General features: G+C 73.7%; 11 protein-coding genes. 9 read left to right on the top strand and 2 right to left on the bottom strand.

The annotated features are described in order from the left end of the window. Positions 1-2: 2 nt before the first annotated feature. Positions 3-770 carry an AIM24 family protein gene (locus tag QP090_RS33590; RefSeq protein WP_285943698.1) on the top strand — a complete coding sequence of 256 codons (768 nt, stop codon included), beginning with the start codon at positions 3-5 and terminating at the stop codon, positions 768-770. A 43-nt stretch (positions 771-813) separates the two neighbouring features. On the opposite strand, the gene QP090_RS33585 is transcribed toward QP090_RS33590, so the two are convergent. Further along, positions 814-1,584, bottom strand: a complete 771-nt coding sequence (locus QP090_RS33585; protein ID WP_285943697.1) for a VOC family protein — start codon at positions 1,582-1,584, stop codon at positions 814-816. Between the two features lie 252 nt (positions 1,585-1,836). Here QP090_RS33585 and QP090_RS33580 point away from each other — a divergent pair, with 252 nt between their 5' ends. The 5 genes from QP090_RS33580 to QP090_RS33560 all read left to right on the top strand — a co-directional run bounded on the left by QP090_RS33580 (position 1,837) and on the right by QP090_RS33560 (position 7,509). Then, positions 1,837-3,435, top strand: coding sequence for an ABC-F family ATP-binding cassette domain-containing protein (locus QP090_RS33580; RefSeq protein WP_285943696.1), 1,599 nt, complete (start codon positions 1,837-1,839; stop codon positions 3,433-3,435). A 116-nt stretch (positions 3,436-3,551) separates the two neighbouring features. After that, positions 3,552-3,764, top strand: coding sequence for a helix-turn-helix domain-containing protein (locus QP090_RS33575; protein WP_018656527.1), 213 nt, complete (start codon positions 3,552-3,554; stop codon positions 3,762-3,764). Between the two features lie 206 nt (positions 3,765-3,970). Next, the gene (locus tag QP090_RS33570; RefSeq protein ID WP_285943695.1) at positions 3,971-4,816 is read left to right on the top strand and encodes an enoyl-CoA hydratase/isomerase family protein; all 846 of its coding nucleotides are present in this window, start codon (positions 3,971-3,973) and stop codon (positions 4,814-4,816) included. Between the two features lie 260 nt (positions 4,817-5,076). Continuing rightward, entirely contained in the window at positions 5,077-7,164 is a 2,088-nt protein-coding gene (locus tag QP090_RS33565; protein WP_285943849.1) for an ABC transporter ATP-binding protein, read from the top strand. A gap of 204 nt (positions 7,165-7,368) precedes the next feature. After that, a complete protein-coding gene (locus tag QP090_RS33560) occupies positions 7,369-7,509 on the top strand; it encodes a hypothetical protein (protein ID WP_285943694.1) in 141 nt (46 codons plus the stop codon). Here QP090_RS33560 and QP090_RS33555 read toward each other — a convergent pair. Next, positions 7,493-8,467: a sulfotransferase family protein gene (locus QP090_RS33555; protein WP_285943693.1), complete on the bottom strand. Its 975-nt coding sequence runs from the start codon at positions 8,465-8,467 to the stop codon at positions 7,493-7,495. The two genes, QP090_RS33560 and QP090_RS33555, sit on opposite strands and share 17 nt — an antisense overlap. A gap of 108 nt (positions 8,468-8,575) precedes the next feature. On the opposite strand from QP090_RS33555, the gene QP090_RS33550 reads away from it, so the two are divergent. The 3 genes from QP090_RS33550 to QP090_RS33540 all read left to right on the top strand — a co-directional run bounded on the left by QP090_RS33550 (position 8,576) and on the right by QP090_RS33540 (position 11,416). Further along, positions 8,576-9,343 (top strand): SIR2 family NAD-dependent protein deacylase, encoded by a 768-nt coding sequence (locus QP090_RS33550; RefSeq protein ID WP_285943692.1) that lies wholly within the window; start codon positions 8,576-8,578, stop codon positions 9,341-9,343. A gap of 91 nt (positions 9,344-9,434) precedes the next feature. Continuing rightward, complete coding sequence (locus QP090_RS33545) at positions 9,435-10,526, top strand: S66 peptidase family protein (RefSeq protein WP_285943691.1); 1,092 nt, start codon at positions 9,435-9,437, stop codon at positions 10,524-10,526. Continuing rightward, complete coding sequence (locus tag QP090_RS33540; RefSeq protein WP_285943690.1) at positions 10,523-11,416, top strand: hypothetical protein; 894 nt, start codon at positions 10,523-10,525, stop codon at positions 11,414-11,416. Before QP090_RS33545 ends, QP090_RS33540 begins: the two co-directional genes overlap by 4 nt. Positions 11,417-11,425 lie beyond the last annotated feature (9 nt).

Raw genomic sequence — 11,425 nt, 5'->3', positions numbered from 1 at the left:
GCGTGAGCACTTCCGCGTCCGACACCCAGACCTGGAACGCCGCGACGCTCCCGTCCAACGACAACGTCAACGCCTACTCCTTCAGCGTGGACCTCAACGGCCAGTGGTTCACGCAGAAGGGCAAGATGATCGCCTACTACGGGCAGGTCAGGTTCGAGGCGCTGTCGGCCGGCCCGCTGGACGCCCTGGTCGCCGCGAGCTTCCACTCCCCGCTGTACGCGCAGGACTGGATCGTCGCGCAGGGCCAGGGCAAGCTCCTGCTGGCCGACCGAGGCTTCGACGTCAACTCCTACGACCTCGACGACGGCAACCTCACCATCCGGGCCGGCAACCTCCTGGCGTTCGAGCCGGGCCTGGAGCTCAAGCAGTCGATCATCCCCGGCTTCCTGACGCTGATCGGCACCGGCCGGTTCGTGGCCGCCTCCAACGGCCCGGTGCACTTCGTCGAGCCGCCGATCCGGGTCGACCCGCAGGCACTGCTCGGCTGGGCCGACTGCCCGTCGCCGTGCCACCACTACGACCACTCCTACATGCGCGGGGCGATCGGCGCCGCGCGCATGGTGTTCGGGGTCGGCGGCGCCTCGGGCGAGGAGCACCAGTTCGCCTTCACCGGCGAGGGCACGGTCCTGATGCAGTCCTCGGAGGTCGTGATGAACGATGACGTGCTGCTGCGCGACCTGGAGGGCCAGATCGGCACGGTGGGCACCTCGGGGCTCCAGCGGCTGCACCAGACCATCGCGCAGCGCCTCGCCGCCGAACGCCAGTCCTGACCGGGCCTCCGAGGCCCGGTCCGCGGCTCCCTGGGGCGTGCGGTCAGCCCTCCTGGACGCTCTGCATCACCCGGAAGGCGGCGCCGAACGGGTCGCGCACGTCGGCGACCCGTCCGTACGGGGTGTCCGCGGGCTCGTCCGCCGTGCCACCGAGGGCGCGGGCGCGCAGCACGGCCTCATCGGCGTCGGCGACCTCGAAGTAGCTGCGCCAGGACGACGAGGCGGCGCCGGGGCGGCCCAGGATCCCGCCGATCGGCCGGCCGTCGGGCCTGACCAGGACGGTGTAGTCGATCTCCGCCTCGGCCGGCATCGGCTCCAGCCGGTGCCCGAACACCGCCGCGTAGAACTCCCCGGCCGGGCCGGGGGCCGCGGTGACGAGCTCGCTCCACACCAGGGAGCCGGGCTCGTTCACGGTCTCGGAACCGGCGTTCTCCCTGCCCTGCCAGACGCCGAACCGCGCGCCGACCGGGTCGGCCACGACCGCCATCCGCCCCCGGTCGAGGATCTCCTCCGGGGGCATCGGCACGGTGCCGCCCGCGTCGGTGGCCCGCTTGACGGTCTCGTCGCAGTCGTCGCTGGCGAAGTGCAGGTTCCACCGGAACTCGCTCGCGTCCGGGTCGGGGTTCCTCATCATGCCCGCGACGGTCCGGCCCGCCAGGAGGCACCCGTTGTAGTGGCCCGCCGCGGACCCGAAGTCCTCGAACTCCCAGCCGAAGAGCGCCCCGTAGAACCGCTGGGCTTCGCCGAGGTCGGGGATGCGCAGGTCCAGCCAGGTGGGCGTGCCGGTGGGCGCGTTGCCGGTCAGGTGGGTCATCTCGACCACACTCCTCCCGCCGGGCCGGGCCCGGCGTCGAGCCGCACGCCACTCCTCCCATCATGGCCCCCGCGGCCCGTCCGCCGTCCGGCCGGGCCGGGACGGGCCGCTGAGGGGCCCCGGCGTCACGTACACTGGCGAGATGGTTTCGCACGCGAGCTGACAGGCTCCCCTGGCGCGTCCCGGTCACGGACCGTGACGCGCTTTGTCATGCGCCGTCCATCTGCCGTCCGTCAGGGGAGCCCTGTCACAGTGATCATTGCCAACGACATCGAACTGCGCGCCGGATCCCGGCTGCTGATCGAGACCGCCGCCTTCCGGGTCAACCCCGGTGACCGGGTGGGCTTCGTCGGCCGCAACGGGGCCGGCAAGACCACCCTCACCAAGGTGCTCGCGGGGGAGGCGCAGCCCGCCCAGGGCTCGGTGACCAGCTCGGGCACCATCGGCTACCTCCCGCAGGACCCCCGCGGGGTCGACCTCGAGGAGCTGGCCCGCGACCGGATCCTGTCGGCGCGGGGGCTCGACGAGGTCATCCGCGAGCTGCGCGACGCCGAGGAGCGCATGGCCACCAGCACGGGCTCCGCGCGCGACAAGGCCGTCCGGCGGTACGGCCGGCTGGAGGAGCGGCTGCACGTGCTCGGCGGGTACTCCGCCGAGGCCGAGGCCGCCTCCATCGCCTCCAGCCTGGGCCTGCCGGACCGGGTCATGGCGCAGCCCCTCGGCACCCTGTCGGGCGGGCAGCGGCGCCGGGTGGAGCTGGCCCGCATCCTGTTCTCCGACGCCGACACACTGCTGCTGGACGAGCCCACCAACCACCTCGACGCCGACTCGGTCGTCTGGCTGCGCGACTTCCTGAAGTCGCACCAGGGCGGCCTGGTGGTCATCAGCCACGACGTGGAGCTGCTGGACGCGGTGGTCAACCGGGTCTTCCTCCTCGACGCCAACCGCAGCGCGATCGACATCTACAACGTCGGCTGGAAGAAGTACCTCGCCCAGCGCGAGACCGACGAGCGGCGGCGCAAGCGCGAGACGGCCAACGCCCAGCGCCAGGCGACGCAGCTGATCTCCCAGGCCGACAAGATGCGCGCCAAGGCCACCAAGGCCAAGGCCGCGCAGCAGATGGACCGCCGGGCGCGGCAGCTGCTGGCCTCCGCGGAGGGGGTGCGGCAGGCCGACAAGGTCGCCAAGATCCGCTTCCCGGAGCCCGCGCCGTGCGGCAAGACCCCCCTCACCGCGGAGGGTTTGTCGAAATCGTACGGATCTTTGGAGATTTTCACCGACGTGGACCTGGCCATCGACCGGGGCAGCCGGGTGGTCGTCCTGGGCCTCAACGGCGCGGGGAAGACCACGCTGCTGCGCATGCTGGCCGGGGTCGACAAGCCCGACACCGGCGCCGTGGCGGCCGGCCACGGGCTGCGCATCGGCTACTACGCGCAGGAGCACGAGCTGCTCGAGGTCGAGCGCTCGGTACTGGAGAACATGCAGTCGGCGGCGCCCGGGATGGCGCCGGTCGAGGTCCGCAAGATCCTCGGCTCGTTCCTGTTCACCGGCGACGACGTCGACAAGCCCGCCGGGGTGCTGTCGGGCGGCGAGAAGACCCGGCTGGCGCTGGCGATGCTGGTGGTCTCGAGCGCCAACGTGCTGCTGCTGGACGAGCCCACCAACAACCTCGACCCGGCCAGCCGGGCGGAGATCCTGGCGGCCCTGCGCACCTTCGCCGGCGCCATCGTCCTGGTGACCCACGACGAGGGCGCGGTGGAGGCGCTCCGGCCGGAAAGAGTGATTTTGCTGCCTGATGGTGTCGAAGACATCTGGAGTGACGAGTTTGCCGATCTGGTGGCACTTGCGTGACCTGCATGGTCACTTCCGCAGATCTTTTCTGGCCGAGTGGGTAGCCGAACGCGCGGGAATGACTGATCATGGCGGGGGATAACGCAGCGGTCACCACATCACTACGGGAGGTACTCGTGGCCGAGACCCTTAAGAAGGGCACCCGCGTGACCGGTGCCGAGCGCGACAAGCTGGCGACGGAACTCAAAAAGAGGTACGACTCCGGCGAGAGCATCCGCGCCTTGGCAGCCGCCACCGGCCGCTCGTATGGGTTCATCCACCGGATTCTGACCGAATCCGGCGTCAATCTGCGCGGTCGCGGCGGCGCGACCCGCGGCAAGAAGTCCTGACCGGACGCCGACCCCCGGATGAGCGCACCGCCTGAACCGTCGCCGCGGCCGGCCGAGTAGGGTTCGGTCGCGGCGGCGGGCCGGGTGCCCCCGGTCGACGGGGACCGGTGGGGACGGGGTCGTGCGACCCTCCGGGAACGCCCCTGGCCGCCGTGACAGGCGGATCGGCCGCCTGCCACCGACAGGTCCACACGGAGAGGGGCGTCATGGCTGACGCGAGGGCGGAGCGGACGCGGCCGGAATCGGCCACCGGACGGGACGCGTCACCGGACGCGGCCGGACCGTCCGCGGCGGAGCTGGCCGCGGCCGGGCTGCGGTTCGCGGTCGACGGCGAGGTCGCCACGGTCACCCTCGACCGGCCCGAGCGGCGCAACGCCATGACGTTCGCCACCTGGCGCGGGCTGGCCGCGATCGGCCGGTCGCTGCCGGCCGGCGTGCGGGTGGTCGTGCTGCGCGGCGAGGGACCCTCGTTCTCCGCGGGCATCGACCTCGCCATGTTCTCCGGCGGCGGTGACGAGAGCTTCTCCGACGGCTCCGACGCCGAGGCGACCGACCGGTTCATCGCCGGGCTCCAGGAGGGCTACACCTGGCTGCGGCGCCCCGACATCGTGACGATCGCGGCGGTGCACGGGCACGCCATCGGCGGCGGCTTCCAGCTCGCCCTGGCCTGCGACCTGCGCGTCATCGCCGACGACACCAAGTTCTGCATGAAGGAGCCGGCCCTCGGGCTGGTCCCCGACCTGACCGGCACCAAGCCGCTGGTCGAGATCGTGGGCGTGCCGCGGGCGCTGGAGTTGTGCCTGACCGCCCGCACCGTGCTCGCCGACGAGGCCGCCCGGCTCGGCCTCGCCGAGGTCGTCGTCCCGCGCGACGGGCTCGACGCCGCCGTCCGCGAGCTGACCGCGGCACTCCTCGCGGTGAACCCCGGCGCGGCCGTGGCCACCAAGCGCCTGCTGTGGCAGGCCCCGGAGAACACCCTCGAGGAGCAGTGCGCGGCCGAGCGCCGGGAGCAGATCGGCCGTCTCCGCGAGCTCTTCGGCGCCCAGGGCTGACCAGGGCCCGTCCCTCGTCCACCGGGAGCCGCTCGGCGGTGCGGGTGCGCCCGGTGTCTGTCGGACCCGGCCCGTGTCCAGAGGTCCCACCAGAGTCCCGGGAGCCCCGGGCGCCGAGGGTTACGCCGTGAGCGGAGCCGGGAAGCGCTCGCGGCGGCGGTGTGTTCTCGTCGTCGACACTGAGATGCTTACTTGATTACCCGCGTGCACGCTCGCGCATCGCTCGGGCGGCCGCCGACCCCTCGGAGGCTCATGTGGCGATGCCGGGAATGCCGGGCAGCGGCTGGCAGGTGATGGCCTCGTTCCGCCGGGACGGGTCGGTCACCCAGCAGAAGCTCAAGCCCGGCACGGTCAAGCGGATCGCCGGCTACGCGCGTCCCTACATGCGCGAGCTCGTGCTGTTCCTGGCGCTGAACTCGTTCGCCGCGGTGATCGTGGTGGCCAACCCGCTGCTGCTCAAGTCGATCATCGACCGGGGCATCGTGCCGGCCCGCACCGGCATCGTGCTCTGGCTGGCCGCCGGGGTGGCCGCGCTCGCCCTGGTCGAGGCGGTGCTCGGGCTGGCGCAGCGGTGGTACTCCTCCAAGATCGGCGAGGGGCTGATCTACGACCTGCGCACCCAGGTGTTCGGGCACGTCCAGCGCCAGCCCGTCGCGTTCTTCATGCGGGCGCAGACCGGGTCGCTCGTCAGCCGGCTCAACACCGACGTCATCGGCGCCCAGCGGGCGCTCACCACCACGCTGTCCTCGGTGGTCTCCAACGTGATCAGCCTGGTGCTGGTGCTGATCACCATGCTGGTGCTGTCCTGGCAGGTCACCCTGATCGCACTGCTGCTGCTGCCGATCTTCGTGCTGCCGGCCAAGTGGGTCGGCAGGCGGCTGTCCCGGATCAGCCGCGAGCAGATGCAGCTCGACGCCGAGATGAGCTCGCTGATGACCGAGCGGTTCAACGTGGCGGGCGCGATGCTCGCCAAGCTCTACGGGCGGCCCGCCGAGGAGGAGCACAACTTCTCGCAGCGCGCCGCGCGGGTCCGCGACATCGGCATCATCGCCGCGATGTACGGACGGGTCTTCTTCACCGCGCTCACACTGGTGGCGGCCCTCGCCACGGCCATGGTGTACGGGCTCGGCGGCTCGCTGGTGGTGGGCGACACGCTGGAGCTCGGCACCCTGGTCGCCCTCGCGACGCTGCTGACCCGGATGTACGGGCCGCTGACCGCGCTGTCCAACGTGCACGTCGACATCATGACCGCCCTGGTCAGCTTCGACCGGGTGTTCGAGGTGCTCGACCTCGAGCCCCTGATCCGCGACCGCGAGGGCGCCCGCGACCTCGGGCGGGGCCCGGACCGCCCGGCCGGCCCGAACCCGGCGGCGGGCCCCGGCGGCCCGGACGCGCAGACCGGTCTGGACGCGCCCGGTGACGGCGTCCGGCACGCGGCGCCCTCGGTCCGGTTCGACCATGTGCGGTTCGCCTACCCGTCCGCCGAGGAGGTCTCGCTGGCCTCCCTGGAATCCATCGCCCGCACCGACACCGCGCCGGGACGCGAGGTCCTGCACGACGTGGACTTCACCGCCGAGCCGGGCCAGCTCGTCGCGCTCGTCGGCCCGTCCGGGGCCGGCAAGTCCACCATCACGCACCTGGTCTCCCGGCTCTACGACGTGTCCGACGGGGCGGTGCGCATCGGCGGCGAGGACGTCCGGGACGTCACGCTGGACTCGCTGCGCGACCGGGTCGGCGTGGTCAGCCAGGACGCCCACCTGTTCCACGACTCGATCCGCGAGAACATGCGCTACGCCCGCCCGGACGCCTCCGACGGGCAGATCCACGCCGCCCTGGAGGCGGCACAGGTCGGCGCCCTGCTCGCCGACATGCCCGACGGGCTCGACACGGTCGTGGGCGACCGCGGCTACCGGCTGTCGGGCGGTGAGAAGCAGCGCCTGGCGATCGCGCGGCTGCTGCTCAAGGAGCCGTCGGTCGTCGTCCTGGACGAGGCGACCGCGCACCTGGACTCCGAGTCCGAGGCCGCCGTGCAGCGGGCCCTCCGGACCGCGCTCGCCGGGCGGACCTCGCTGGTGATCGCGCACCGGCTGTCCACCATCCGCGAGGCCGACCAGATCCTGGTGATCGAGGACGGCCGGGTGGCCGAGCGCGGGCGCCACGAGGAGCTACTCCTGGCGGGCGGCCTGTACTCCGAGCTGTACCGGACCCAGTTCGCCCGGCAGGACGGGCGGCGAGACGGGCTCCCGGACGGGTCGGGCGGGCCGGACGGGCTGCCGGACCGGCCGGCCGGCGGGGGCGCGGACGGCGAGGCGGGCGGGCGGACGGCGGAGCCGCTCGGCGCCGAGTGAGCACCGGGGGCCGCACGCCACCGGGTGACGGTGCGTAGCGGGCGGCCTCCCCGGGCATCCTCTCTCTAGAGCGCGGGTGCTGTTTCCGCGTTTCCCGCAGCACGCCCGGTTCGCAACCCGGCGGCCATCTGGCGGCGTCAGAGTCGGTGGCGGCGCCGTTGGGGGGCGCGAGCAGCCGCGGGAGAGGGGACCACCATGCTTTCGATGATCAATCCCGGCCGGGTCGTGAAGAGCGGGCCGGGACGCTACACCGTGCTTCTGGTCGGGCTGGGCGCCGCGGGCGTCGCCATCGGCTGGCTGGGGTCCGACGCCGACGCGCAGCGGGCCCTCATCCGGCGGCGCTGAGCGGGTAGCCCAGCCGGCCGAGCTCGATTCCGGCGACCTTCTCGACCTGGGCGACCTGCCGCGGGCTGAGCCGCTCGCGCCAGGCGCCGACGCCGTGCTCGTCGGCCTCGTGCCGGCCCGCCCGGCCCGTCCGGACCAGCCCGGACAGGGTCGAGCGCGAGATCGGGGCGCCCAGGTAGTCCGACACCTCGCCGGCGACCCGGCGCGGCTTGGCGACCAGGTCCTCGTAGCGGACGGTAAACAGCTGGTCCTCGGGCGTCTGCCGGCGCAGCCGGGCGCTGAGGCGCACCGAGCCGCGCCACCGCAGCGCGCACTTGACCGCGGTGGCCGACCGCGTCCAGCGGTCGCGCTCGGCGAGCTCCTCGACGCCGAAGAACGGGTTGGGGAACACCCGGTCGAGGTTGGCGAGCCCGGGTTTGAACCAGGCCAGGCAGCGCGGGTCGCCCAGCATGTCGGCGACCACGTCCCGCCCGTCCCTGATCACCTGGAGCAGCTGGGCGTCGGGGAAGGCGTCCAGCAGCACGTCGGCGCTGTAGATCAGGTCGGTGGACGCGTCGGCGAACCGGAGCACCTGATGCGCGTCGACGCACTGGCCCCCGCCGGCCGGTCCGGCCCCGGCGCCGCCCGGCGCTGCGGGTGCGGGCGGCAGGCCGGCCAGCTCGCGGCACTCGGCGGGGCACGCGGCGCAGGCGCGCTCGGAGATCTGCCACGCCTCGGCGTAGGCGTCGCGCAGGACCCGCGCGGCGCCCCGCTCGCGGTCGCTGGCGATGGACGGCTGCCGGGCGAACGCGTAGGCGACCCGCAGCACGCCGGGGCGGCCCGTGGTCAGGTGGAAGCCGGCGGAGCGCTTCACCGCGCGCGCCAGCAGCTCGGCACCGGAGTGGGGGGCGCCCAGCACGAAGACCGGACGGCGGACCTTGGTGCCGTTGATCACGAGGATGTGCGGCGTCGACCTCATACGAGCACCAAGTTTGGCACTTCCCGGGGGCGCCGCGGTCCGCGACGCTCCCACGGGTGTGCGGGATAATCGGGCCAGAGTGGAATGTTCCGGGCCTAGCCTTGGGGGATGGACGCTGCGCCCACCCTCGCGGACCTGCTCGCGGGAGCCGAATCGATCACGGTGCTCACCGGTGCGGGGATCAGCACCGCCAGCGGCATCCCCGACTTCCGGGGCCCGCAGGGGGTCTGGACCCGAGATCCGTCCGCCGAGGCGATGTCGACGATCGGGTCCTACCTGGCCGACCCCGAGGTGCGCCGCCGCGCCTGGCGGTCCCACCGCGACCACCCCGGGTGGGACGCCGAGCCCAACGCCGCGCACGCCGCACTGGTCGATCTGGAGCGGTCCGGGCGGCTGCGCCGCCTGATCACGCAGAACATCGACGGGCTGCACCAGCGGGCCGGGTCCGACCCGGCGACGGTGCTGGAGATCCACGGCTCCATGCGGGAGGCCGAGTGCCTGGCCTGCGGCCTGCGCACGCCGATGCCCGAGGTCTTGGCCAGGGTCGACGCCGGCGAGCAGGACCCGCCCTGCGCCGAGTGCGGCGGCCTCCAGAAGTCGGCGACGATCTCGTTCGGCCAGCCCCTGGTGGCGGAGGTGCTGGACGCGGCGGTCAACGCCGCGCGCTCCTGCGACCTGTTCGTGGCCGCGGGCACCTCGCTCACCGTCGAGCCCGCGGCGGGCCTGTGCCAGGAGGCCGTCGAGCGCGGCGCCCGGCTGATCGTCCTCAACGCCGAGCCCACCCCCTACGACGGGATCGCCGACCTCGTGCTGCGCGAGCCGGTCGGCGCGACGCTGCCCCGCCTGGCCGGGCTCGTGCCCGGCGGGCGCCGGTGATCTGTTGGCGGGTCGTGACATGCGGCCCCTTCCGCTGGGGTCCGTATCCTGACAAGCTCTATCCGTTGCGGTGCGAGGAGGGATCGGGTTGATGAGCGGGGGCGCCCGCGCGGGGGCCGTGCACGATCGGCCCGTCGCGCCCGGTTCGGTGCCCCGGAGGTTCGCCCGGCTGAGGCCGGGCGACCGGGTGGCGGTGGTGGCCCCGAGCGGCCCGGCCGATCCCGCCAGGCTCGAGGCCGGCTGCGCGGTGCTCCGGGATCTCGGCCTCGACGTCACGGTGTCCGCGCACGTACTCGACCGGACCGGTCTCGGCGGCGCCGGCCCGGTGCCCGAGGCATGGCAGCGGCTGGCCGGAACCGATGCCGATCGCGCCGCCGATCTCCAAGCGGCCTGGTGCGATCCGGGGGTCCGCGCGGTGATCTGCGCCCGCGGCGGCTACGGCGCCACCCGCGTGCTCGACCATCTCGACTGGCCCGCGCTGGCCGCCGCGACCGGGGCCGCGGTGGAGGCGGGCCCTGGGCCGAAGGCGCTGCACGGTTCCAGCGACATCACCGCGCTGCACGCGGCCTTTGGAACACGCCTGGGCATCACCACCTCGTTCGGCCCGATGCCCGCGGGACGCCTCGCCGACCTCGCCCCCGCCGGCGCTGACGCTGACACTCCCGCCCCCGGCCCCGGCGACGCCGTTCTCGCCCGGACGCTGGACGGCCTCCGCGCCGTTCTGTTCAAGGAGGAGGGCGCAGTCGGCACCGGGCCCCGTGTCCTCACCGGCACGCACGCGCTGAGGCCGGGACGGGCCGAAGCGGTGCTCACCGGCGGCAACCTGAGCCTGCTCGCCGCCCTGCTCGGCACCCCGTACGCCCCGCCGCCCGCGGCGGGCCGCGTGGTCTTCCTGGAGGACGTCGCCGAGGCGCCCTACCGGATCGACCGGATGCTCACCCAGCTGCTCCAGGCGGGCTGGTTCGACGGTGCGGCCGGCGTCGCGCTCGGGTCCTGGACCCGGTGCGGCGACCCCGCCGAGGTCGACGCGGTGCTCGCCGGGCGGCTCGGCCCGCTCGGCGTGCCCATCCTGGCCGGCGTCCCCGCCGGGCACGGGCCCTGCCAGCGCACGCTGGAACTGGGCGTCCCGGTCCGGCTCGACGCCGGGGCACTGACCCTGGAAGCGCCCGGAGGTGTGCGATGAGCGGCGGCAGGCACGCGCGTCCCGATCCCTGGGACGACGGCACCCTCGGCTCCCTGCTGGTCCTGGTGGCCGAGAGCCTCGGCTACACCTGCCGGCGGATGCCCGGCGACGTGATGCTGCTGGAGGGCGCCAACCGGCTGCACGTCAGCATGCGCCTGCTCGGCCAGCTCGCCCGGCTGGTGCCCCGCGACGACTGGCCCGCGCTGGTCTCCGACCACGTCACCACGATCGTCACCGCGATCGAGGAGCCCCTGGACCTCAGCGACTTCGAGCTGGCCCAGCATCTGTTGCGCACCCGGATCTACCCGGCCGAGGCCGACAACGGGGTGCTGGCGGCCCGCCCGTTCGCGCCCGGCCTGATCGAGGTCGTGGTGGTCGACACCCCGACCACGGTCCGGACGGTCACCAACGAGGAGATGGACGGCTGGCCGGTCTCGGGCGACGCGCTGTTCATGCTCGGCCGGGCCAACGTCCGGGCCGACGGGCCGCTCCAGAGCGACGACCAGGACCTGAGCGGCGTGCGCGTGTCGGTGCTGCACGGCTGGACGTTCTACGCCGTCACCCACCTGGCCTGGCTGGAGGAGTACCTCTCGATCGGGCCGCACGGCGCGCTCGTCGTCGCGCCCAACCGCAGCCTGATCATCGCGCACCCGCTGCGTCCCGCCGACGCGTCGCCGCGGGTCCGCTACCGCGCCGCCGTCGCCGCCGCCCGCGAGCTCCAGGCGCAGGCGCACCGCGCCTACGAGGACGGGCCCGGCTCGCTGAGCCCGCACCTGTACTGGTGGCGCGGGGGAGAGCTGACGCTCCTCGAGCCCCGCTACGAGGGCGACGCCATGGTCCTGCCCGAGGACTTCGCCTCGGTGCTCACCACGCTCGCCGCCGAGCGCTGACACCGGGCG

It is taken from the genome of Actinomadura xylanilytica, from assembly GCF_030283145.1.
Lineage (GTDB): Bacteria > Actinomycetota > Actinomycetes > Streptosporangiales > Streptosporangiaceae > Spirillospora > Spirillospora xylanilytica.
Note: the sequence above shows the minus strand (reverse complement) of the source record. Positions and strands in the feature narration are given on the sequence as shown.